Source organism: Methylovirgula sp. (assembly GCF_037200945.1).
Classification (GTDB): domain Bacteria; phylum Pseudomonadota; class Alphaproteobacteria; order Rhizobiales; family Beijerinckiaceae; genus Methylovirgula.
This window is the reverse complement of record NZ_JBBCGP010000001.1, coordinates 2,986,829-3,009,478: the sequence shown is the minus strand read 5'-3', so window position 1 is coordinate 3,009,478 and position 22,650 is coordinate 2,986,829. Positions and strand designations below refer to the sequence as shown.

Here is a 22,650-nt window from a genome sequence, read left to right as displayed (position 1 = left end):
GCTGCGTTCTTGAGAAAGCCCTTATAGCGATACTGGCTAGCATGATCTTTCTTCGAACTATGGACACCTTCTCCCCGGTGCCGAGCCGGGATCTTGGCTGCACCCCAAAGCTCGCTAGCCGCGCTGTGGTTCTTTGCGCGACGCGCGACATTCCGCAATGAAATGCCTGCTCTCGGCGGAGTCGCCACCCAAAAATGGTGCCTACTGAACTCGTGGTCCGCTTTCCCTCAGGCCGAAGCGGCGCATGATTTTACATGCAACGCATTTGCTATAACTGATGCTCAGCGAGACTATTTCGCGAGAAGCAGATCAATGCCCTGGATCTTCTTGACCAATTCAGCGACGGAGCGAGTCTTCATCTTCCGCATCGCGTTCGCGCGATGCACCTTGATAGTGACCTCTTGAAGGCCAAGCTCTTTAGCGATTTCCCTGTTCGTGAGACCACAGCAGACATAGGACAATATTTCGCGCTCGCGGCGGGAGAGCAGGCTGACGCAAGCATGCACGTCTGCGGCGTCTTGTTCTGCCTGACGTCGTGAACAATCCTGATCTATGCCGTCGCGAATCGCATCAAGCAAATCCTGCTCGCGAAACGGCTTGAGAAGAAAGCTTATCGCGCCGTTCTTCATAGCACGCACAGACATTGGAACGTTTCCGTGACCTGTGATGAATATGATAGGAATATGGTCTTGGCTCTTATGCAGTTCCCGTTGAAAATCGAAAGGGTCGCGGCCTGGCATTCGAACATCGAGAAGAAGACACGATGGCGTCGCAACGCGCGAGTGCTTGACGAATTCGTCAACTGACCCAAAGCTAAGTGCTTGGCAGCCAATCGACCGTAGCCAACTATGAATGGCCTCTCGAAAGGCACTATCATCATCAACAATGTAGACGAGCGGTGCTACTTCAATCATCAACCATGGCTCGATCTGGCAGGCGTGGGAAGTCGGATAGTGATGATGGTTCCAGTAGGTTTATTGTGCGAAGCTTGGATCGAACCGCTATGTGACGTGACAATCGAGCGGCTGATAGCCAATCCGATACCCAATCCTCGCGCTTTGGTCGTATAAAACGGATCAAAAATCTGCTCAAGATGTTCTGAAGATATTCCGGCGCCAGTGTCTTGTACCTCTATCGAAACCAAGCCCCCGGAAGCACTCGTTAGAAGTGTCAAATTACGGTTCTCGCTTTTGTCATGGCTCATTGCCTCGATGGCGTTGTTGATGACGTTGATAAGGAGTTGCTGAATCAGCGTGCGATCCCCGTCAATCAAAAGTGAGTTCGGATGTAAACGCATGCTCACGCGAATTCTATGTTGCTCGATCTCGTCAGAAAGAAAGGCAATCGCCTCTCTCATCAGCTCCGCGACATCGAATACATTTCGATCTGTTAATGAAACGCTGGAAAGACGTCGAAGCCCTTGAATGACGCTTTCAGCACGCTGGGTATTGAGAGTTGCGGAGTCAATCGCCGCCCGGGCTTCGCGAAAGTTTGCGGGCGTCATGTCCAGCCAACGTCGAGCAGCAGCGTTGTTCATGGCCGCCGCGCCTATTGGTTGACTAATCTCGTGAACTACGGATGTAGCCAACTCGTTTATCGACACGTTGAGCATGGTTCGAGCAGCTTGATCGCGCGCTTTGCGCATACTCGCTTCAGAATGTACAATCTTGATGCTCAAGTAAGTCACACTCGCGATAGCGAAAAGACTTATAAGAACGTCGATCAATCCCGCCTCATTGAACTTTGTGATGTTGAAGCCAGTGCCCTTCCAGTAGCTCGCGATTGTCAAAATGCAACAGGTCAAGCCGGCGATTAAAATGTCTCTGGCGGTACCAGATCGCAGAACGATCATTATCAACGTTACGTACAATACAGAAATTGGGATATCGACGCTTGTGACCGCGTCTAAAGTAAATATTGCGACCGCTGTTGCACAGAAGAGAAACCAGACAAAACGACGCTTTGCCATCTTTAAGTCTCAGCCATTTTATGTGCCTAACTTGCCAATAGACACTTGACGCCGGAACTTCCTAACGTAAAGGCGGCATCTTTGGCTCTACATATGGGCGCAACGTTAGCTGAGCCGCGAAAGTTTTCTAGCCTCTCGCAAGTCCTTGTAATTGCTTGCAGTAATTTTCGCGATATAAAATTGTTAGACGCTGCTCATGTCGTTCGCACTACGGCGGCGAGCCACTCTTCGTGCTTGGGCTTCCTTGAGATGTATACTTGGGCACGTCTTACCTTCCGCGTCGGCGGAATCCGCCCCGCCCCCACGATGCCAGGCGGTAAGGGAGGATCCGGCAGCAGACCAAGCTCTCTTGCCGCCTCGATCGCGACAAGTCCAAGCAGATAATGCAGTACGGCAAGCCGGTGAGTAAACTCGCAAGCGCGCTCCGGCGCGCCGCGGCGGCGCATGGCCAACACGAGAAGCGGATCGGTCGACAAGATGCGAATTGGCCGGATTGGTACGCTGACTATATCGTTCGAGAGCAAGCGGGAGAGCAACTCCCGTCTTGAGCGGTGGTTTTTGTCGCTCGTCTTGCCGGCTAATTGCTCATATCGAGTGCCCAGAAGACGAGATAACGCGTGCCAGGTGCGTAGGCAGTCGCAATGCCGAGGTGCCGCATCTTGGTGGCAAGAAGGTTGGCATTATGCTCCGGCGAATTACGCCAGCCAGCGAGTGCGGCCGGTAGAGAGAAATAACCGGCCGAGACATTCTCGACCGCGGTGGTTTGCGCGAGGCCAACTGCATCAAACCGCGCGCTGAGCGTGCCGTCGATCGTATGGCTGAGGACGTTGTGCGCAGCCATTGAATCGGCTTGCGCCTGCGCCAATCCTTGCAGGATCGGGTCAGGCGTGACAGCGCCCAGACCATGCGTATCGCGATATTGCGAAATCAGGCTGGCGGCTTGTGCCGGATCGACGCGAACGTCACGCGCAGCGCGTTCCCGATCGGTCAAGTTGTCGTCTGTGAAGAAGGCGTCCCAAGCGGTTTCGTAATGTGTTTCCGGGGCGTTTGCGGGGCTGATGGCGATCCAGATTGCGGACAACAAAAGGTTGAACCAGGCCAAGAGGCGGCGGAAGTTGTAGCCAGCGGCGGCGAGCACGGCGTTGATCGCGTCGCCGGCCTGTCCGGCAAGATAATTGCGGCCCATGCGATGTTCAGATTTGGCATGGCCGATGACCGGCTCGACGGCCGAGCGTCTTCGCATCTCGCGCTTGATGGCATCGGTCATGCGGCGCTTTTGGCCGGCGGTATAGACCTTGAAGCGATGTTCCTGCGGCGCATTGTGACCTTTGTAGCCGGCGTCGGCGATAATGCGCTGAAGGGCGGCGCCGACGATGCGTTCGATGGCGGGAATGACGGTGGCAAGCGTATGGCCGTCATAGGGTTTGCCGGGCAGAGCCTTGGCGTGAACGATAAATTGGCCGCCTTTCGAGTGCGCGAGCGTCGTCGCGACCGAGACCTTCACGCCGAACTCGTAAGGCTTGTGCGCCTTGCCTTTGCCGATGCATTCGACCTCTGGCGCATGCAGGCTGAAGACGCGGAGATCGGCATCGGCCGGGGTGCCTTTGATGCGGCGCAGGTTCCTGTTCTGCGCGTGAACCCGGCGCGCCAGCATCAGCTCCTTAGCGAAGGCGTCTTCGAGCGGCGCGTGGGCTTTGATCTTGCGGGCGATGTCGCGGATGGTGCGGCCGAGCTGGGTCTTCAACGTCTTCAGCGCCCGCTTTGCCCGCTTGAAGTGCTTGGCATGCGCATAGCGCTGCTGCTGGATCAAAGCGAACTTGCCGACGCGCACATAGGATTGGCGCAGCCCGACGCCATGTTTCTTGGCGAGCCGCACCAGCCGCTCGCGCGCACGATGCATCAACCGCGCATCGGTCGGGAAGGCGACCGCCTTCGGCTGCACCGTCGTGTCGACAATGACCTTGGTGAAGTCGGCGGGTTTTGCTGCGCCAACGCGCGTCGCCGTTGCAAGGCTCTCCTGCAAAAGCGCGACGAGCCTTTCTTCACCCATCCTTTGCCGCCAGCGCGTGATCGAGGAGCGATCGAAGCGAAGCTTGTGGCGGAAAAACTCCTCGCCACAGAACAGCTGATAATAGGGGTTCTCGACCCAACGATCACACAAAACCTCGTCGGAAAGATCGTGCATGTGCTTCAGGATGGCGAGCCCCGCCATCAGCCTGGTCGCCAGCGGCGGATGTCCCGGCTTGTCGCTGTAAGCGGTACCGAAGCTTGTTTCGAGAAAGCCCCAATCGATCGCCCCGGCGAGCTTCGCGAGCGGATGGCTCATGTCGACGATCTGGTCGAGCCGGGCTTTGAAAAGATCCTTCTGCCCAGTCTCGCGCTGCTCTTTCGGCCGCATCAGAATCACCCTCCGCTTCGTCCCCGAAACGAAGAGAATCACGAGCAGAGCCGCCGATCAATTTGCAAGAAAACCCATCCCCAAGCCGCCAAATCCGGCAAAAACCAATACTGGCCGAGACCCAAAAATCACTCTTAATCAGTAGCTTGGTTGTTCTTCACGGACGACCAAGTTGACTGGTGGCTCCGCGACCGGCTGAGACGGCGGCGGTGCGCAGGCGGCGAGCGTGAACAGCGCGGCGAAGGCGATCTTGCGGCTATATATGTGTGGCATCGTGGATTTAAACGCGGAAGGGTATCAGCAACGCTCTACACCAAGAGGCCGTGTTACGCGAGCTTACGCAGCAAGTCCGTGACTTGTGAAGATTGATAGGGCTTGGGAATAAACGGCACGTTGCGCAGACGCGCCGGCATATCTTTGTCGCGCGAGATACCGCTTATGAATGCAAAGGGAACGCCGTGATCCTGGAGGATTTCGGCAATCCTGTAGCTTTTGCCGTCGGTCAAATTGACGTCGAGAAAAGCAAAATCGAAATAAGGATGCAGCAGCGCATGTTCAGCGGACGCGACCGTGGGCGTGACTACGACATCGGCCTGCCGCACATGTTCAAAGATCATCGATTCCAAAACGATGGCCATCAGCGTTTCGTCTTCGACAACCAAAATGCGCGGTCTGGTCATTGCCCTCTACCCGCAATTTTTCTCCACAGCGACTGTGGACGACGTCTAACGGCATAGTTTCAGCTGACATCGCAATGCCGTATATCGTTCTAATCGCACGCATTGAGCTCAGTTCCATATTCCCTTCTTAAGTCGCGACCATGACGCTTTGCAGCAATGGGGAACTGCAATGCAAAAGCGGCGTTAACCAGTCGAAATGCAGAGATGGAGCACGGCCATGGAGCACAAATCTCCCAAAAGTTTTCGCACCGTCGATTATGTGATTTCGCCGGAAAAGCGTGAGATCAAGCATGAGGCGACGGGAATTTCTTTTCGTTTCAATCACAGCCGCGGCCTCGCCATGCTGAGCCGGCCTGAAAGAAATTTCGAGGAAGAAATTCAGGCCGAATTCGGCGCGCGCACGGCTCTCGATCGCCTGAGCGCCTGGTAACACGAGGGCGTACACTTCGCCCGATTGGCGGCGATCAAGGGGCGCCCATATCGCTGCGAACAGAGTTGAGCAGCTCAATCAGACTGCCCTGTTCGAGGGACTGATCGAAATCCGTTTCGACTTCCGCCATCCAACGCGGTAGACCCGGCAAGGCTCCCGATCAGAAGCTCAACCCCATGCTCGGCGTGAAACCGCCGCCCGGCTTGCTCGGGGCCGGGGCGCCGGGGCCGCCATTGTCCATCGTTGTCGATTGCTCGAAGAATTTTTTTCGCCCCTCCGAGACCGGATCGTCTTTGCCAAGGTCGGTTGTTTTGGACGAATTCGGCGCCGCAATGTCCCAATCTTCGACGCTATCGTTGGTCTTTGGCAGTTTCTTCGCATGCGCCTTATGCGCAGTGTGAGTCGGCACGCCGCTGCTTTGCGCGAAAGATGCCGTGCTCAAAGCACAAAGAATGACGACAGCGATCCCAATGCGAAACTGAAGCATCACGCTTCCTCAAGAGAAATGACCACCGATCTTTTAGCGCAAATCAGGCCCCGATGCTCTCAAATCTCGGAGAGCACCATTGCCCCGTCTCAGCCGCTGATCGCCAAAGCCCCCTTACGCGCCTCCAGCGCCATGACGACGAGCGTCAGGCCACCCAACGCCAGATCCAGGCCGACAAGCAGGGCAAGCGCCCAGAGCGCCGAATCCGGCAAGCCTGTCAGAAGGAAACCGGCCAGCGCGAAATCGACGACGCCATGAACCAAAAGCAATTCCCACCAGCCTGATTGCTCGCGACGATGCGAAACCGCGTAGACGATCATAAAGAAGCCGTCGACGATGAAGAAAAAGGTCAGCACATGCGCCAGCGTTGTCAGGTTGTGAGGCAGTGAAGCGAGACTCTGGAGCGGATTCAAAAGCAGGAAAGCCGCGACCAGCAGGGCCACAACCGCCGAAAGCAGCGCCCAACCGAACCCTGGCGCGTTCCGTCCCTGCAGCGTCGAGATCAGCCCGACGACGCCCGCGAGGAGGAAAAAACCATCCGAGGAAGAAAATCGATACATTGCCGGCGATAAAGGGAATGGCGATTGCCGCCAGCCCAAGCACGAGTAGTGCGGCGCCTTCAGCGAGAAAAAGCTCCCAATGATCGTGGATCGCGCGCGTTGCGTCCGCATCAGTCGATGATTGAAACGTCACCGCCCCCTCCTCCATCAATTGAATTGTGAGCGCCTCTATAGCATCGCTCCGAACCTCAGCCATCCCGAATTGCGCGGAGGCCCGGGCATGCGGCATATCGGCAACAATGAATCTTGACGGTATTGCGGAGGTCCGCGGGATATTCTTCTCCGTGAGGAGCGGCCTCTTGCCTTGCGCAAAAATCGCCGTAGGGTCCCGCCCGGCTGTTCGAAAAGGCCCACAAGGAGTTCCAATGCCCAATGCTGCCGCGCTCGCCGCGCTGGATCAGGAAATCGCCGCCGTTCGTGAAAATATTCGCGATCTGACAGAACAGTCCGCTGCCTATTCCGGCGCCGAGGACGACGCGCTCACCTCCGACCGTCTGGCCGAACAAGAGGCCTTGCTCGCACGGCTTTTGAAAGACCGCGAGGCTGCGGCGAATTAGATTGACGGATATCCCGCCCTAGTCTTACTGCGTCAGAAAGACTAGGCCTTGCCGGCCACTTTGAGCCATCGCAGATCGGTGTACTGCTTCGCTTCCATTGCAATGGCGCGTTGGAGCGCCTCGATATCCGGGTCCGTCTGCGGCTCCCAGCCACACGGACAATCGTCGTTGCATATGTGCGCCGTAGCGACGTCCTTATAGATCGCCCCGATAGCGGACGCGGCAAGGCCCAGCACGGCCATCGGTTTCAAGCCTGTCGTCTGCACAACATGGCAGAAGGCACACAGCACCGCGTGACGCATCTTCTCGCGCGCCATCGCCTCCCGTGTCTCCAGAACGTCTTTATATTCGCCTTTGAATTGCATAATTTGCTCCGTCGCCGCGCCCCGCATCAACGAATAAGAGCCTTATATAATATCTACAAGCCTATGATTTTATTTGATAAATAGAATAATTTGAAACTGCTGTCATGCCGCTTGGACATCGGTTTTTGCGGTATCGATGATGCGCAGGCCGCTGTCCTCGATGACGAGCGCCGTGAGCTTGCCGGTCGCGTAAGCCGCTGTGTCGATGGCAATGCGGTTGAGATGATATTCCACGTCATGGACGGGGCTGTGCCCGTGGATGACGATTTTGCCGAAATCGCCGCCGTGGCGTAGAAATTCGTGCCGTATCCAGATGAGGTCCTCTTCCGCCTGAAGCGGGAGATCGATGCCGGGCCGCACCCCGGCATGAACGAAGAAGAAATCGCCCTCGCTGTAGGAAAGCTTCAGCTCGCGGAAAAATTTCCGGTGGCTTTCTGGCAGTGCCGCCGCAAAGGCGCGTCCGAGATCGCTGAGCCGGCTACCCGCGACGGTCGCCGACGTCAGCCCATAGGAGGCTAAGGTCTCGACTCCGTGCATCATGAGCCAGTCACCCATTGCGGCAGGATCATCGATCGCCTGAAGCAAGAGCGCATCGTGATTGCCCTTGAGCGCAACAAGCTCATGCTGTTGCGCCCGCGCCAGAATCAGATCGATCACTTCGCGCGACGCAGGCCCGCGATCGACGTAATCACCGAGCATGACCTGAATCGCGCGCTCCACCGGGCGTTGCTCGAGATCGGCATCGATCAATGCGAAAAGACGCTCCAACAGGTCCGCGCGGCCGTGCACGTCCCCGATGGCATAGATGCGCAAAACCTTCAGCGAGTTGCGGCACGTGATCTTCCCAATTCGAGCCCCCAAGAATAGCGCGATTCGGTCCGCTCGCCACCCCACGATATGAGGAGAACGCAGGTCAGCATTGAGCTAAGCGTCTGGGTCTAAAGAATAATTTAATTGCTATACCCTCGTGTATATAGCTAGCTCTGCCGGCGTGTGCTGCACGGCTTGCATAAGCCTGCAAAATCTCAGAACGCAGCGGCCGGGGGGCCATCCTAAATGCTGTTAAATCGGATGCGCGCGCCGCGAGGCCGCGTACAAAGAGCCTTTGCGCGTTTCGCCGACTTTAGCTTGATCTCCGCTTTACTTGGTTTCGTGAATTGCTCCGCTCACGCCCAGCAGGCGACAGCGCCTTCCGCGTTGCCGACGATCAATATTCAGGGCGCTCAGGCAACGAACGTCGCCAATCCCATTCCAGCGGATGCTTATCGCGCGCCCTATCAACCACCGCCGGCCGATCTCGGACCGTTGGGCAGCAAACAGAGCGTGGCTGATACGCCGCAATCTGTGACAATCGTTCCCGAATCCTTGATCGAGAATGCGGAGGCCCAATCGGTCAACGATTGTCTGCGCTATTTGCCGTCGGTCGAGGTTCGGGATCAGCAAGGTCTTGAAGTGTCGCGTCCGCAGTCGCGCGGCTTCGAAGGCTCGATCGTCCAGAATGTCCGCCTCGACGGCCTCAATTATATCGGCACGTCGGCCATTGATTGCGAAAACCTTCGCGGCGTCGAGGTTCTGAACGGTCTTGCTGGCGCGCTCTACGGACCAGAATCCCCTTCCGGCGTGTTCAATTACCTTCTCAAGCATCCGACCGATCAGAGCTTCTTCACCTATCGAGAAGATTACGATTCACAGAGCATATTCACCGAGCAGATCGATGCCGGCGGCCGCGTCGGGCAGGATGGTCGCCTAGGCTACCGCGTCAATATCGTCCATGGCTCCGGCGAGGGCTATGTCGACGAAAGCAGTACGGACCGTACGCTCGGAAGTATCGATCTCGACTATCGTTTCGACAACAACACCGACGTTGAAGCCTATTACAGCCATTACGCCACCGACGTTACCGGGATGCCCGGTGAACTCGTCTTCGGCAGCAGCCAGACGAGTAAAACGAACCACAGCACGTTTTTGCCGCAGGCGGTCAATCCTACGCAACCGGGCTTAGGACAGCCGGGTGCTGGCGACAACCTCGTCAGCGATACGGGCATGCTCAAAATTCGGCATCAGATCAATCAGGACTGGACCTTCGAGGCTGGTGGCCTTTACGAGAACGCCAATCGCGGCCTCTTCGGCATTACTGACGTGCTGCAAGACAACAGCGGCAATTACAATGTCGTAAAAAACTTTACCGCCGTTCCGCGCTTTACCGTTGGGAGCAACAGCGCCTATCTCAATGGCCGTGTCTGGCTCTATGGGATGGAAAACGACATCGCGCTCGGCACAAACGGTTTCATCAACGGCCAGTACAATTACAATCCGGCAGTGGCGACGCCGACGATCGGCACCGGAAATCTTAATGCGCCAAGCGCGCTTGCCTCGATTCCGGGCTTCCCGGCGCACGGGCCGCAATACGAAGCTGGAAAGATATTCTCACAGTCGATTATCACCGGGGATACGCTCCATTTCAATCGGCAGTGGGCGCTCCAGGCTGTATTGAGCACCGCATGGATCCACTCGTCGAGCTTTAATCCGACAGGCGCGACCACAAGTTCGACGGGCGCCAACGCGACTCTCAGCCCGACCGTAAGTCTGATCTATAATCCCATCTCGCCGCTGACGACCTATTTCACCTGGGCCAACAGCACCGAACTCGGCGATCAGGCCCCGAGCGCCGGCGTCACCAATCCCAACGTGTTTATGTCGCCCTATCACGACACGATGTACGAACTCGGCGCCAAATACGCCTTCAATCCGAACTTCCTTGTTACGGTCGATGGCTTTCGCATGACACGGCCACTCGCAGAAAGCGTCGTGACGAGTCCGACCACAAGCGTGTTCGAGGTGACCGGAACTCAAACCAATTGGGGCGGCGAAGTCTTCGCGCAGGGCGATATCACGCCCGAGATCAGCGCCTTCGGCGGCGTCACCTATATCGACGCGCGGCTGGTCAATACCGGCAATGTTGCAACGAATGACATGCTCGTCATCGGTGTGCCGCATTGGAAAAGCGACATCGCCATTGATCTGCACCCGGATTATTGGCGCGGCTTTGCTGTCACCGGCACGGTTCATTACGAAAGTGCCCGCGCGGCGAACAACACCAATACGACGTTTGCCGATTCCTATACGACGCTCGATCTTGGCGCGCGCTATTCGACGATCATCTACGGCCATCGGACGACAGCGCGTTTCCAGGTCGTCAACGTGACCGACAAATTCTATTATTCCTCGATCGCCGATGGCGCCTCTATCGTTGGTGCCAATGGCGGCAACACCGCCTGGCTCGGTACGCCAAGAACGTTCGAAGCGAGCGTTGAGGTGAATTTCTAGATGTTCATTCGTTGGGCCGGAGCACTTTCATCGGCGGCAATGTGGGCAATCGGTGCGGCGGCTGCCACGGCCGATCCGGCGCCCACGCAGACAGTGACGATCTATGCCGCCGGTTCGTTGAAGACTTTTGTCGCTTCATTGGCCGAAGAAAAGAGCCCGCTCGCCGGCCTTAATTTCAAGCCAACGTTTGCCGCGGCCGGCCTGCTGCGGGCAAAAATCGAGGCTGGCGCGAAGGTCGATCTTTTCCTCTCCGCCGACATGAATTCGCCGCGCAAGCTCGCGGCGGAAGGCCAGGCATTTTTGCCGCCCGTCGCCTTCGCGCGCAATCGGATGTGCTTTTATGCGCCTCGACGATTTGGTGTGACTGCCGACAATCTCGTCGCTCGCCTGCTGCTAGCCAGTCTCAGGATCAGGGCATCTGCGCCCGGCGCTGACCCGAGCGGCGACTATGCCGTCGCGATATTCGATCGCCTAGACCGGCTGCATCCTGGCACCGGCAAAATTTTGCGCGACAAGGCCGATGTGCTCCGCACAGCGCTGAAGGGCGACCCGCCCGGCGCATTTGCGGCGGAGTTCAAAGCAAATCGAATCGACGCGATGATTGCCTATTGCAGCGCCGATGCCGCACTCGAAAAAGACGTGCCAGATCTCGAAGCGACGCCATTTCCAACCGCGCTGGATCCGGCCCCCGTTTTTGGGCTGGTCGTCCTTACTGATCGGCCGGCGGCCCTTAAGACAGCTCTTTTCGTGCTGTCCGAGCCGGGTCAGGCGCTTTTGCGCCGCGCCGGCCTCATCCCCCTGCTCGCGCCCAACCCCTGAGCCTTCAGCCACTTGCCAGCCACCGGCCCTTAGATTAGTCTGAGCGCCTCAATTGTTTACGCGAGGCACGTGTGCGTTTCGGCGCCGGACATCTGCAGCGAAAGGAACTGGCGCTTCTGCCGGCTTCGCTGCCGCTCAGCCTGCTTCTGCTTACCTGCCCCTGAGCGCCGGCCGGGTCATACCCGGGCACTCAGGGGAGCGTTGCACCAGCCTTTCGCCAATCTTCAACTTTGAGCAGTCCAATGACCGAGTCCGTTCAATCCAACGGCGCCAAAGCCGCCGATAAAAACCGTGTTTTGATTTTTGACACCACGTTGCGTGACGGTGAGCAATGCCCCGGCGCGACTATGACCTTCGAGGCCAAGCTCGAAGTCGCCCACCTGCTAGATACGATGGGTGTCGATATCATCGAGGCCGGCTTCCCCATCGCCTCCGAAGGCGATTTCGAGGCCGTCTCCGAGATCGCGCGCCGCACGAAACATGCCCGCGTCGCCGGCCTCGCCCGCGCGATGGAGCGCGACATTACCCGCGCTGGTGAGGCCGTGCGCCATGCCGCCCAACCACGCATCCATACGTTCGTCTCGACCTCGCCGATCCATCTCGAGCATCAGATGAATAAGAGCGCGGAAGCCGTGCTTGAAATCATTGCGAAGACGGTGACGCAGGCACGCAATCTCGTTGATGACGTCGAATGGTCGGCGATGGACGCGACGCGCACGCCGATCGATTATCTCTGCCGCTGTATCGAGGCGGCGATCAAGGCCGGCGCGACGACAATCAACCTGCCCGACACGGTCGGCTATGCCACACCTGCCGAATATGCGGCCATGTTTGAGACAGTACGCAATCGCGTCCCGAATGCCGATAAGGTCATCTTCTCGGTTCATTGCCATGACGATCTCGGCCTCGCCGTCGCCAATACGCTCGCTGGCGTTGCGGCGGGCGCGCGGCAGATCGAATGCACGATCAACGGCCTCGGCGAGCGCGCCGGCAATGCCGCGCTGGAAGAGGTCGTGATGGCGTTGAAGACGCGTAGCGACAAACTGCCCTATCACAGCAATGTCGATGCGACGATGCTCATCCGCGCGTCGAAGCTCGTCTCGGCAGTCAGCTCCTTCCCAGTGCAATACAACAAGGCGATCGTTGGCCGAAACGCTTTCGCGCACGAAAGCGGTATCCATCAGGACGGCATTTTGAAGAATGCGCAGACCTACGAAATCATGACGCCGGAGAGCGTCGGCCTCAGCAAAAGCTCGCTCGTCATGGGCAAGCATTCTGGTCGTCATGCCTTCCGCGAGAAGCTGCGCGAACTCGGCTACGAGTTGGGCGAGAACGCGCTGCAGGATGCCTTCACCCGGTTCAAGAACCTCGCCGACCGCAAAAAGACCGTCTACGACGAGGATCTGGTGGCGCTTGTCGATGACGAGCTCGCCAGCGCGCATGAGCGGATCAAGCTCGTCTCGCTGACCGTGATGGCCGGCACCGGCGGTCCGCAATCGGCGGCGCTGACACTCAATGTCGAAGGCACGCAGAAGACGCATCAGGCGACGGGCAACGGCCCCGTCGATGCCATCTTCAACGCCGTCCGCGCGTTGGTTCCGCACGAAGCCGCGCTCGAACTCTATCAGGTTCACGCCGTCACGCAGGGCACAGACGCCCAGGCGGAAGTCACCGTGAAGCTCGCCGAAGGCGGCCGCTCGGTGACGGCGCGTGGCGCCGATCCAGATACGCTTGTGGCTTCTGCTCGCGCCTATATCGCCGCGCTCAACAAGCTCGCCGCCCTGCATCGCGGCAATCAGGCGAGCAAGGCCAGTTAGTCGCCATCGCGGGTCGCGCGTCCGGAGGCAAATAACGCCTCCGGCGCGGTTCCGGCTTGCACAGCGCGCAATGTTCGCTTACATGCTGCCGACGCGTTGCTTCCAGCGGCGCAGGTGGTCTGCCTCACAGGCGTGAGGGCGCATAGCTCAGTTGGTAGAGCAGCTGACTCTTAATCAGCGGGTCCAAGGTTCGAGCCCTTGTGCGCCCACCACAAAATCAAAGACTTAGCCGAGATTTCCAGCGCGCGTTAGACGCTTTTTCGGCCGTGTGGACTCAGGTTTGTCCCGGACTTCGTTCCGAGCTTGTCGAGCACTTCACGCATCTTCGATGTCACATCGCCTGTCGATAAATATCGTTTTGATTTAGCGGACGTCGACGCGACCCTTGCCATCTACCTTCTTGCTCAGAAGGCGGTGCTCACTTCAAGTCGTCCAAATCCGCCCGGCCCAACCACGCTGTCATTAGCGTAGCCGCCTGAGAGATCAATTTCGACATTCTTTATTTTCAGCCCCGTGACACTTATGCCGGCGCGCAGCTGAGTGAAGCGTTCGTCACCGAGCGTGCCGATGTCTGGACCAATGAAAATGGCCTTATTGAAAAAATCGTAACCGAATGAGCCGTTGCCGTAATAGGTGAGGAACGCACTCGAGAATTCGGCTTCCGCGTGAAGCTGAGTTCTGCTCGTCGGGTTATACCAATCGTCGGTGCGAACCTTCACGCCGAATTCGGTCCCGACAACTTTATTTGTTGGGTCGGCCGCGGATAATGTGTCGTTCTCGGCATTAAAGCCGCCGAGAAAATTGAGCGAATAATTGTCACCTTCAAATGCATAGCCGCCCAAAAAATCTCCCGAGAGCGAAACGCCCTTAATACCGTTGCCTGCGCTATCGAAATATTTATACCATCCACCGTCACCAAGTATGTAAAGGCGGAGCCCTGATGTATCGAGATCCTTGAAGGGCGCTACCATTCCGCCGGCATAAGCGTCGAAGCTGAGTTTGCTAACGTCAACGCCGGTGAAGGCGATGACGTGTTTGGCTGAATCATCCTCGGTGTCCGCGCTCGGCGATGCCGCTGCATCAGCGAGCATGCCTGTGTTTCCAGACGGGCCAAAACCAATAAACTTATAATTCACGCCGACTTTGACGATATTCACTTTCTGATAGATTTCTTCAGTGAAAAAACCATTGGCGCCATCCGAAAACGGAACAGATCGGCCGCCGAAATTCATAAAGTCGTATTCGCCGAAAACCGACCAGTTGCGGGCGATCTGATATTCGATGCCACCGCCCACTGTCCATCCAAAGCGCGTGTCGTTCGCGTTGAACGGATCACCGCATGCCGCTGTGATCCCGCCGCTGCGCAATGGCTGCGTGCCGTGGCAAGTAGCAATATCAGTGTAAGAATCTTCCACCCAGGCCGCGCCGCCTTTTCCATAAACGGCAAATGGGCCGAAGATCGCGCCGACATGGCCCGTTGCCGTCGCAAACCATTCGGGATGTGCAGAACAATCCTGATCACCAAATGAGAAGCACGAGAACGAGTCGTTCTTTACACCGGACCAGGTGAAATCGCCCTGGACGCCAACCAGAAGCCAGTTGAAATGATAATCATATCCTGCCTGCAGGCCGGCAAGGCCGCCGCCGACGGAAGGCCGCGCATCGAGCGCCAAATCGGGCGTGGGAAAATTGTCCAGAAAAGTTTTTGAGCCCCATCCGTAGCCGCCATGGGTACCAAAATAGAAACCGGTCCAGGGATCAATCGGCAAAGGGGGCGGCGTCTTATAGATCGGTAAGTCAGCCGCCTGGGCTGCCGAAATTGATACGGCCATTCCAATTGCGAGCGCGTAAAAAGCCGCCGCGAATCGTGCCATGACGTCCCCCGTACGTCATATTCCCTGATCACTTTGGGGACGACTAGTGCTAAATTGGCACAACTAGTGTCATTTTTATGAAAGTTAGCAACGGACCGATGAATTGCTACTGGCGGGAAATCGTTGAAGAGGTTGCCGTTGCGGCACCGTACTTCTTATCCATGAAGATAGCGGACACGCTGATGAGGTCGGCATCGCCATGATCCGCGCAGTACTCTTTTATCTGCCCTTCTTTCAGTTTCACCTTCTCATTGTCGACAACGGCCTTATCATCCTCATAAGTGTAATACCCTTGGAGCCAGGTCACGATATTAGCCGCCGCCGGCTCAGTCGTCTTGAGAAAGTCGGCACATTTAACGGACGCCAAATCCGTTTTCTGAGCGAGAGCCGTTTGTACGGAAAAGACACTTAGCGTTGTGACAAGTACAAACGATAATTTGGGCAACATGGCTGCCTCCTGAAATTAGAGGTTAGAAAAAAGCAATCCAGATTAGAGATAAAAAGTGGATTGCTCGCGTGGCCGCCCTTTATCAATGCGCCAACCGAATCAACCTTAATAATACACCATAATTCCATGCGCCGGTTGCTACGAACAGGCATGGCGAATATTTGGCAAATTATCTACTTTTGCACACATCAATATCAACTCTGCCAATAAATATTTTCTTTACGTTCGAGCCTTCGGTCAACGCAAAAGATGCGTGGCGCGAGGCGATTGAGAAAAACCCATGCATCTCGCTAGGTTATTTCCAACCGTTCCGGAATGCCGCCCGCGCCGATCAGCTGAGCGCATTGAACGCCGATCGCCGACACGGCCGCGCTTCGCGCAGGGGTGGCGCAAGGAATTCGTTTCCAAGCCGCCAGTTGCATCCCGCAAGCTAAACGACGAGCCTGGTCTCGTTGAAATTTGGACTGCGTCAGCGCGCTCGCTTTTGAAGGCACGCTCATGCCTGCAAGTCCTTGACGATAGTGACCGCACAGAGCTTGGCGCGATCACAAATATTGATACGCTCGAAACCGCTCTCGCAGCGCGCATCTTGTTGCGCTTGGCCTTATCTCGCGCTTCCAACCATAGTATCGCGCCGTCCTCCTGGCGCTTCGCGCGCCTCGAATCGGGACAATTGGAAGTGGCCGAGGGGCTCCCGCAAATCCGCTTTAGCATATCTCATTGTGATGCGTTGGTTGGCGTCGCGGCGTCTTCGACTTTTGATGTTGGATTGGATGTCGAAAGCGTGGATTCGCCGATGAGCCACGCCGTCAAGGATTCGTTTCTGACCTACCCGGAACGGCAGAGGCTTGCGGGACTCGGAGCGATGCACAGCGCGCGAGGCGCAATTCGCATCTGGACTTTGAAGGAAGCATTTTCAAAGCTTCTTGGATCTGGCTTTGCCAGCGAATTTCAGCAAATGGATTTTTGCATTTTCCCGGAGCCTAAACTCGCCTGCGAGCCAAGTTTCAGCGCCACGCATGCGCATTTTGAGTCGTTATACATCGATGCTCAGGACAGCCTTTGTCTGGCGACACTTGCTGTCGGCTCGCAATCGCGGTTCGGCGGCGGCGAAATACAATTCTTGAATTTAATCGAACAGGAACGCGAACATTCAAGCCGCGTTGGTCCGGCCCCTTCCGTCGCGGCCTCTTTGAGAGAGATGTAAGTAAGGGAGACGGAAAATGACGTTTGCGCTTGAAAGAAAATTCCAATCTCCGGAGCGTACGATCGACGAACCGAGATTGATCCATGAATATTTCGAGCGACAGGCGGACCGGCGGCCCAATCATCCGGCGCTAGAGTGCGAAGACCGCATTCTGACCTACGCTGAGCTCGAGAAGTCCTCGAACAAAATCGCCCGTTTTCTGCGAGCCCGGGATGCTGGTCCCGGAAGCTTGATCGGAATATATTTCAACAGATCCTGCAATCTGTTTGCGGCCATTCTCGGCGTGCTTAAAACCGGCGCCGGCTATGTGCCGATCGATCCGCAAATTCCCGTTGAACGGCTTTCGCAGATTGTTAGCGACGCAAATCTCTCGATCCTGCTGACCAATGATGCCCTCGCGGAACCTATCCGTTCGCTCATAAGCTGCTCCTTAGTCACGCTCGATCGACAGAGGTTTGAAATCGAGTCCTTTTCTTCCGCGCGGCTCTCTTCCCCAGCAGCCAGCCACGATGATATCTGCTACGTGATTTATACCTCTGGATCGACGGGGCGCCCCAAGGGCGTTGCGCTTGAGCACAGAAATGTCGCGAATTTTATCAAAGCACTCAGGACCGACTACGGCCTCAAACCTGGTGATCGTGTCTACCAGGGATTCTCTGTCGCGTTCGATGCCTCTGTCGAAGAAATCTGGGCCGCATTCTCACTCGGCGGAACGCTTGTCGTACCATCGGACGATGTCACAAAATCGCCCGAGCACGTCGCGTATTTCATAAACAGGAGGCGAATTACCTATTTTTCAACTGTCCCAACCTTTCTCTCTCTTATTACCGATGATCTTCCAGGTGTAAGGCTTCTTGTGGTCGGCGGAGAGGCGTGTCCTCCCGCGCTTGTCGGTAAATGGGCGACGCCCTCACGCCGGATGCTAAATACCTATGGTCCGACCGAAACCGCGGTCGTTGCCACTCTCTGCGACTGCGTAGCTGGCGGGACTGTAACGATTGGGCGCCCCCTACCCGGCTACGTTTGCCATGTCGTCAACGTGGATTTGCAGGAAGTACGCGTTGGAGAAGTCGGCGAGCTTTACATCGGCGGCGAGAGCGTCGCGCGCGGATACATGAATTTGCCGGAAATAACGGCTCAGCAATTCGTCGAGAATCCATTCCCTTCGACAGCGACGGCCGCGCCACGCCTCTACCGAACCCGGGATTTGGTTCGCACCAGGTCCGACGGTGCATTCGAATTTGTCGGGCGTAGCGATGACCAGGTGAAAATTCGCGGCTATCGGATCGAATTGTCGGAAATTGAATCCGTTCTTCTGGAGCATCCTTCGGTTCGAACGGCCGCAGTGATCGTCCACGAGCGGGAGAACTTCAAGGAAATCGCAGCCTATATCGTTCCCGCAGGCAGCTTCGGCACGATGCAGATGCGGAGCGTTGCCGAACTTCTCTTAAATCGCCTGCCAGAATATATGCAGCCGAAATACCTCGAGATTCTCGATGAACTTCCCAGAACGACCGGCGGCAAAATCGATCGCAAGGCGTTGCCGGCGCCAACGAGTGCCTTCCTTATTCAGGAACGTCCGTTTAGCGCGCCCGAAAATGATCTTGAGGCAAGGATCGCGGGTGTATGGAAGACACAGTTGAATATTGGACCGGTTTCGGTCGATGACGATTTCTTTCGAGACCTTAAGGGAAATTCCCTCTTGGCTGCACATGTCGTAACCGAATTGCGGACACGGCTCGGCACGCTGAACATTTCAGTCAAGGATATTTACGAGTATAGGACGATAAAAAAGCTCGCATCACACCTGCGCGAACATGGATTCGCTTACGACGAACAATCAGAAGACGCACCGGCAACGACCGAAAGCACATCCGAGACGCACATTCATGTAGGCGTTTTGACCCGCTGGCTTTGCGTCTTCCTCCAAACTTTATCATTGGCGATCTATTATGCGGTTCTTTCCGCACCGCTTGTTTGCTTCATTCTTATCTGCGAGCGCTTTTATTCCGGAAGGATGGAAATCGCCGTGGCCGGGCGCCTCTCGACGCTCCTCGGTTTCGCAACATGGCCCGCTTGGTTGCTCATTGGCATCGCGGTGAAATGGCTGGCTGTCGGGCGATACAAAGCCGGACGGTATCCGGTTTGGGGCATCTACTATTTCCGGTGGTGGCTTGCGAACCGTTTCCAGTCGCTCGGCTGGCCGGACATGCTGATCGGCACACCGCTCATGAGCATTTTTTATCGCGCGATGGGCGCGCGTATCGGCAAAAACTGCGTCATCGGAACGTCGCTCTGCGGCGCTTTCGATCTTGTCTCCATCGGCGACAATTCCAGCGTCGGGCCCGACGTTCAATTATTAGGCTACCGTGTTGAAAATGGATGGCTGATGCTCGGCACCGTCGACATCGGAGCCGAATGTTTCATCGGAATGCACACCGCGATCGGCCTCAATATCGTTATGCAGGATCAATCCTGTATTGATGACGATTCGCTTTTACCGGATGGATCGATCTTGTCGCGCGGCGAGCAAAGAGCCGGTTCGCCACCCATGAAAGCCGAGGTCTTGCATTCCGAAGGTCGCGAGTGCCCGAGGAAAACACGCGCGTTTCTATTCGGATTAATTCATCTCGGCTTGATCTACCTTATGGGCTATTTTCTTATCGCGAGCATACTGCCAAGCGTCGCTTTAGTTTGGTATGTGCTGCAGCGTTGGGGTGTAGCTCCGGCCATAGCTTCCGTCTACATCGCTGCACCCCTGACGACAATTTGGTACGCGGTTCTGACGATCCTCGTCAAGCGCCTGTTTATCGGACGTGTAAAACCAGGCGTCTTCCCGGTCGCAAGCTCACGCTATTTGCAATATTGGTTTTTGCATTACTTGATGAGAAACACGAGACAGCTTCTTCTGCCACTTTATGCGACGCTGTTCCTGCCAACGTTCCTTCGGTTCATGGGAGCCAAGATCGGCAAACACGTCGAAATCTCGACTATCACCAACGTTATTCCTGACTTGCTCGAAATCGACGATGGCTGCTTTCTCGCGGACGGATGTATCATAGGTGGTCATCGAATCTATCGTGGCGTTGTGGAGGTCCGCGGCAACAGGATCGGCCGGCGCTCTTTCATCGGCAACAGTGCCCTCGTACCTGGAGGAGCAAATGTCGGTAGCGACGGCTTGATCGGCGTCATGTCAAAGCCGCCTATCGCATACGTTCAGACGCCCGACGGGACACGCTGGCTCGGATCACCGAGCTTCGAAGTTCCCAAAGCGAAAGAGGCGTCCTGCTTCCTTGAATCGCAAACCTACCGGCCGAAGCTTTCGGCAAGGTGCTGCCGAACGTTCCTTGATACAATGAGAATACTGCTTCCAAGCATGTTTGTTGCGACAGACATTTTAACCTTCGGCGTTGTCGTTATCGCATGCGACCACTTTCTTCCCCTTTGGAGCGTGCTCTTGGTGGCACCTCTTTTGGCACTCTACCTGTCGCTAACAACGATTGTCTGGGTCGCGCGCGTCAAATCGTTGCTGATTGGGGAGTTTAAGCCGACAGTGAAGCCTTTGTGGTGCAGTTTCGTCTGGTTGAACGAAGTCGTAAACGGAATCTATGAGACGGCCGGCGCAACCGCATTGACCCCTCTTATGGGAACTCCTTACATCTCAATATACCTGCGTAAATTAGGATGTCATATCGGCCGGTGGGTGTTTTTGGAAACAACCCTCTTTTCCGAGTTCGATCTCGTCGAAATCGGAGACTATGCTGCGCTCAATATGGGATGCACCGTACAGACCCACCTGTTCGAAGACAGGGTCATGAAGTCTGATCGTTTGAGAATTGGCGCGGGGTGTACTGTCGGCAACATGGCCGTCGTCCTTTACGGCACGGAGATGCAATCCGGCTCGACGTTAGCGCCCCTCTCTGTGCTCATGAAGGGTGAGGTTCTACCGCCGAACACGCGATGGCGGGGAATCCCGAGCGAGCCGGACCCAGAACGGCAAACCTATGCCACGTGCTCTGGCCATGCTCAAACATAGCATTCGCAGCGAATACCATGCATACCACGGCCTTTCTGTCGGATTCCGCCGGTTATCCGCGCTGTCAAGGCGATTGAAAACGTGATGGCCACTACTCGGTAAGGGGAAAGAGTCAGACGCATTCAGGGAACCCTAGTGACGCCGCGAGGTGAGATGCGCGTTCCAAATGATCGGAAGTGGCTGAAAGCGGAATGTCCGCTCCGAGGCGCGATAATATGAATTCCTTCGGTGCCGTTGTTGATCGGGGGCCTTATCTTGCTCATCCATCTGGCCCGCGCTGCGCCAATCGGCGCCTTGAGGGAAGCTGCAACGCGAGCAAGCCTTTGACTTTCATCTCGAGCTCCGCGAACCCAAGCGAGCTATTGTTGAAGACACAGATCTTGATGGTCAGCTTCGCCAGAACGAAGGTCAGGAGATACTGACATTAGCGCGAGACGAGTCGCCCCTAACGTTTTAGTCGATCATGCCCCGTTGCACACGTCCGATAACCGTAACATCTTGTTTTCTTGGCCATGGCTTCAGACTCTTAAAGCCGGTAACTGCGGCAAAACCTTCAACGGCGCGAAATAGCACGCTTTGCTTCTCACCTTATGCCACGCTGGCCGCGGCATATTCAGACCGGCGTGAGGCCTTGCAATTCCTCACGCGCGGCTACGGCGAATTCCTTCAGCGGGTCGATGCCGGCACCGTTTTTCAAAGTATCGTTCAGCTCAGAAAAGGTCTTATTCGGCAGGAAATATGTGTCGATGGTTGTGTGCAGAACCTTGTCAGCGCATTCAATCGTCTTGGGCCTCGACAGGACCCGCATCCTGCTGACCAAACCGTAAAGCTCCACAAGCTCCTGGATTTGGGGTTCGTCAGTGACGATCGCCTCGCCATAAGCCTTGGACGCGGACACTATAAAATCCCTGTAGAGGTCCTGGCGCCGGGAAATATCCCTCGCGAGCCAGTTCGCTTTCGCTTCCGCATGTCGATTGAGCCACGTCGTCAGCCCAGAGGCGAGACCGCCAATGACGGAGCCGGCGAGCGCCGATAGTGCTGAAATATACGCAACGTCCGTGGCCACCTTGATCTCCACCCGAAATGGACGACGCCGACCCCTCACCGACTGACGTCGAACTATTTTCTATATGACCGACTGATCGTTGCAAGGTGGCCAGCCCATCGAAAATATTAGACATCCGCGGAATTTCGGCATCGAAATTCACAGCAAATGCCAAAATATGCGGCGGCGTGATTTCGTTTTGTGCAAATTATACGTTATTATATTTCGGCTATTCTTTATACATTCGGTATATAGCTAGCTATACATTATTTCTGACCTGCCATATCGATCATGATGGGCACTGGCCTCCATGACACAAGGCGGAGAAATATCGTCACATCCCATAATTTTGCTGGTCGCCGCGATTGAACTGTGTTGGTTCTGAAGACAAAATCTACGTCGAAATTTTCCCGGCCGCTTGAGTGTCATGGCGCCTGATATCTTTTTATTTGGGACGTTTTTCCCGGCTTGGATGTTGTGCGCCATCATCGCAATTTTCTCGGGCATTCTCATCCGTGTCCTTTTCGTCGCGTCAGGCATCGCGCGCGTCCTTCCATTTCAGCTTTTCGTCTGCACAGCGGTGGGGGCCATCGCGGGCGCGCTGACCTGGTCGATCTGGTTCGGGCCTTGA

Annotated in this window: 20 protein-coding genes, 1 tRNA gene and 1 pseudogene; 9 read left to right on the top strand and 13 right to left on the bottom strand. The window is 56.2% G+C overall.

Going from position 1 to position 22,650, the window contains the following annotated elements; all coding sequences use genetic code 11:
* Positions 1-290: 290 nt before the first annotated feature.
* The 5 genes and pseudogenes from WDN02_RS14610 to WDN02_RS14590 form a co-directional block, all read right to left on the bottom strand.
* Positions 291-914: a response regulator gene (locus WDN02_RS14610; RefSeq protein WP_337294187.1), complete on the bottom strand. Its 624-nt coding sequence runs from the start codon at positions 912-914 to the stop codon at positions 291-293.
* Positions 914-1,969: an ATP-binding protein gene (locus WDN02_RS14605; protein ID WP_337294186.1), complete on the bottom strand. Its 1,056-nt coding sequence runs from the start codon at positions 1,967-1,969 to the stop codon at positions 914-916. The genes WDN02_RS14610 and WDN02_RS14605 overlap by 1 nt, the downstream gene beginning before the upstream one ends.
* Positions 1,970-2,546: 577 nt before the next feature.
* A complete protein-coding gene (locus WDN02_RS14600; RefSeq protein WP_337294953.1) occupies positions 2,547-2,960 on the bottom strand; it encodes a CAP domain-containing protein in 414 nt (137 codons plus the stop codon).
* 66 nt (positions 2,961-3,026) lie between these two features.
* A pseudogene (locus tag WDN02_RS14595) lies at positions 3,027-4,370 on the bottom strand (IS5 family transposase); the annotation flags it as partial.
* 323 nt (positions 4,371-4,693) lie between these two features.
* Entirely contained in the window at positions 4,694-5,047 is a 354-nt protein-coding gene (locus WDN02_RS14590; RefSeq protein WP_337294185.1) for a hypothetical protein, read from the bottom strand.
* 217 nt (positions 5,048-5,264) lie between these two features.
* Between WDN02_RS14590 and WDN02_RS14585 the strand changes: the two genes are divergently transcribed.
* Positions 5,265-5,477 (top strand): hypothetical protein, encoded by a 213-nt coding sequence (locus WDN02_RS14585; protein ID WP_337294184.1) that lies wholly within the window; start codon positions 5,265-5,267, stop codon positions 5,475-5,477.
* 160 nt (positions 5,478-5,637) lie between these two features.
* Here WDN02_RS14585 and WDN02_RS14580 read toward each other — a convergent pair whose 3' ends face one another.
* Complete coding sequence (locus tag WDN02_RS14580; RefSeq protein ID WP_337294183.1) at positions 5,638-5,964, bottom strand: hypothetical protein; 327 nt, start codon at positions 5,962-5,964, stop codon at positions 5,638-5,640.
* Positions 5,965-6,053: 89 nt separating this feature from the next.
* A complete protein-coding gene (locus tag WDN02_RS14575) occupies positions 6,054-6,524 on the bottom strand; it encodes a DUF308 domain-containing protein (protein ID WP_337294182.1) in 471 nt (156 codons plus the stop codon).
* Between the two features lie 365 nt (positions 6,525-6,889).
* Between WDN02_RS14575 and WDN02_RS14570 the strand changes: the two genes are divergently transcribed.
* Positions 6,890-7,081 (top strand): hypothetical protein, encoded by a 192-nt coding sequence (locus WDN02_RS14570; protein WP_337294181.1) that lies wholly within the window; start codon positions 6,890-6,892, stop codon positions 7,079-7,081.
* A 41-nt stretch (positions 7,082-7,122) separates the two neighbouring features.
* Here WDN02_RS14570 and WDN02_RS14565 read toward each other — a convergent pair whose 3' ends face one another.
* Together WDN02_RS14565 and WDN02_RS14560 are read right to left on the bottom strand one after the other, a co-directional pair.
* Entirely contained in the window at positions 7,123-7,446 is a 324-nt protein-coding gene (locus WDN02_RS14565) for a hypothetical protein (protein WP_337294180.1), read from the bottom strand.
* Positions 7,447-7,548: 102 nt separating this feature from the next.
* A complete protein-coding gene (locus WDN02_RS14560) occupies positions 7,549-8,307 on the bottom strand; it encodes a metallophosphoesterase family protein (RefSeq protein ID WP_337294179.1) in 759 nt (252 codons plus the stop codon).
* 267 nt (positions 8,308-8,574) lie between these two features.
* Here WDN02_RS14560 and WDN02_RS14555 point away from each other — a divergent pair, with 267 nt between their 5' ends.
* The 4 genes from WDN02_RS14555 (at position 8,575) to WDN02_RS14540 (ending at position 13,621) form a co-directional block, all read left to right on the top strand.
* The gene (locus tag WDN02_RS14555) at positions 8,575-10,773 is read left to right on the top strand and encodes a TonB-dependent siderophore receptor (protein WP_337294178.1); all 2,199 of its coding nucleotides are present in this window, start codon (positions 8,575-8,577) and stop codon (positions 10,771-10,773) included.
* Positions 10,774-11,592 (top strand): substrate-binding domain-containing protein, encoded by an 819-nt coding sequence (locus WDN02_RS14550; RefSeq protein WP_337294177.1) that lies wholly within the window; start codon positions 10,774-10,776, stop codon positions 11,590-11,592.
* Positions 11,593-11,834: 242 nt separating this feature from the next.
* Entirely contained in the window at positions 11,835-13,409 is a 1,575-nt protein-coding gene (locus WDN02_RS14545; protein ID WP_337294176.1) for a 2-isopropylmalate synthase, read from the top strand.
* Positions 13,410-13,545: 136 nt separating this feature from the next.
* Positions 13,546-13,621: transfer RNA gene (locus WDN02_RS14540), tRNA-Lys, on the top strand.
* A 192-nt stretch (positions 13,622-13,813) separates the two neighbouring features.
* Here WDN02_RS14540 and bcsS read toward each other — a convergent pair.
* From bcsS to WDN02_RS14525, 3 genes are all read right to left on the bottom strand, one after another.
* Positions 13,814-15,283, bottom strand: coding sequence for a cellulose biosynthesis protein BcsS (gene bcsS / locus WDN02_RS14535; RefSeq protein ID WP_337294175.1), 1,470 nt, complete (start codon positions 15,281-15,283; stop codon positions 13,814-13,816).
* A gap of 106 nt (positions 15,284-15,389) precedes the next feature.
* On the bottom strand, positions 15,390-15,731 hold the full coding sequence (locus WDN02_RS14530; protein WP_337294174.1) for an HdeA/HdeB family chaperone: 342 nt from the start codon (positions 15,729-15,731) through the stop codon (positions 15,390-15,392).
* A 290-nt stretch (positions 15,732-16,021) separates the two neighbouring features.
* Complete coding sequence (locus WDN02_RS14525; protein ID WP_337294173.1) at positions 16,022-16,231, bottom strand: hypothetical protein; 210 nt, start codon at positions 16,229-16,231, stop codon at positions 16,022-16,024.
* Between the two features lie 179 nt (positions 16,232-16,410).
* Between WDN02_RS14525 and WDN02_RS14520 the strand changes: the two genes are divergently transcribed.
* The gene (locus tag WDN02_RS14520) at positions 16,411-16,938 is read left to right on the top strand and encodes a 4'-phosphopantetheinyl transferase superfamily protein (RefSeq protein ID WP_337294952.1); all 528 of its coding nucleotides are present in this window, start codon (positions 16,411-16,413) and stop codon (positions 16,936-16,938) included.
* Positions 16,939-16,954: 16 nt separating this feature from the next.
* Positions 16,955-20,974 carry a Pls/PosA family non-ribosomal peptide synthetase gene (locus WDN02_RS14515; protein WP_337294172.1) on the top strand — a complete coding sequence of 1,340 codons (4,020 nt, stop codon included), beginning with the start codon at positions 16,955-16,957 and terminating at the stop codon, positions 20,972-20,974.
* A 613-nt stretch (positions 20,975-21,587) separates the two neighbouring features.
* On the opposite strand, the gene WDN02_RS14510 is transcribed toward WDN02_RS14515, so the two are convergent.
* A complete protein-coding gene (locus WDN02_RS14510) occupies positions 21,588-22,040 on the bottom strand; it encodes a hypothetical protein (protein WP_337294171.1) in 453 nt (150 codons plus the stop codon).
* Positions 22,041-22,446: 406 nt separating this feature from the next.
* On the opposite strand from WDN02_RS14510, the gene WDN02_RS14505 reads away from it, so the two are divergent.
* Positions 22,447-22,650 carry a YtcA family lipoprotein gene (locus WDN02_RS14505; protein WP_337294170.1) on the top strand — a complete coding sequence of 68 codons (204 nt, stop codon included), beginning with the start codon at positions 22,447-22,449 and terminating at the stop codon, positions 22,648-22,650.

Coding starts and splice junctions, on each gene's coding strand:
- WDN02_RS14515 (WP_337294172.1), top strand. CDS start 16,955: ATGACGTTTGCGCTTGAAAGAAAATTCCAATCTCCGGAGCGTACGATC.
- WDN02_RS14545 (WP_337294176.1), top strand. CDS start 11,835: ATGACCGAGTCCGTTCAATCCAACGGCGCCAAAGCCGCCGATAAAAAC.
- WDN02_RS14605 (WP_337294186.1), bottom strand. CDS start 1,969: ATGGCAAAGCGTCGTTTTGTCTGGTTTCTCTTCTGTGCAACAGCGGTC.
- WDN02_RS14590 (WP_337294185.1), bottom strand. CDS start 5,047: ATGACCAGACCGCGCATTTTGGTTGTCGAAGACGAAACGCTGATGGCC.
- WDN02_RS14610 (WP_337294187.1), bottom strand. CDS start 914: ATGATTGAAGTAGCACCGCTCGTCTACATTGTTGATGATGATAGTGCC.
- WDN02_RS14525 (WP_337294173.1), bottom strand. CDS start 16,231: ATGAGCGTGCCTTCAAAAGCGAGCGCGCTGACGCAGTCCAAATTTCAA.
- bcsS (WP_337294175.1), bottom strand. CDS start 15,283: ATGGCACGATTCGCGGCGGCTTTTTACGCGCTCGCAATTGGAATGGCC.
- WDN02_RS14550 (WP_337294177.1), top strand. CDS start 10,774: ATGTTCATTCGTTGGGCCGGAGCACTTTCATCGGCGGCAATGTGGGCA.
- WDN02_RS14575 (WP_337294182.1), bottom strand. CDS start 6,524: ATGTATCGATTTTCTTCCTCGGATGGTTTTTTCCTCCTCGCGGGCGTC.
- WDN02_RS14585 (WP_337294184.1), top strand. CDS start 5,265: ATGGAGCACAAATCTCCCAAAAGTTTTCGCACCGTCGATTATGTGATT.
- WDN02_RS14580 (WP_337294183.1), bottom strand. CDS start 5,964: ATGCTTCAGTTTCGCATTGGGATCGCTGTCGTCATTCTTTGTGCTTTG.
- WDN02_RS14505 (WP_337294170.1), top strand. CDS start 22,447: ATGGCGCCTGATATCTTTTTATTTGGGACGTTTTTCCCGGCTTGGATG.
- WDN02_RS14570 (WP_337294181.1), top strand. CDS start 6,890: ATGCCCAATGCTGCCGCGCTCGCCGCGCTGGATCAGGAAATCGCCGCC.
- WDN02_RS14565 (WP_337294180.1), bottom strand. CDS start 7,446: ATGCAATTCAAAGGCGAATATAAAGACGTTCTGGAGACACGGGAGGCG.
- WDN02_RS14530 (WP_337294174.1), bottom strand. CDS start 15,731: ATGTTGCCCAAATTATCGTTTGTACTTGTCACAACGCTAAGTGTCTTT.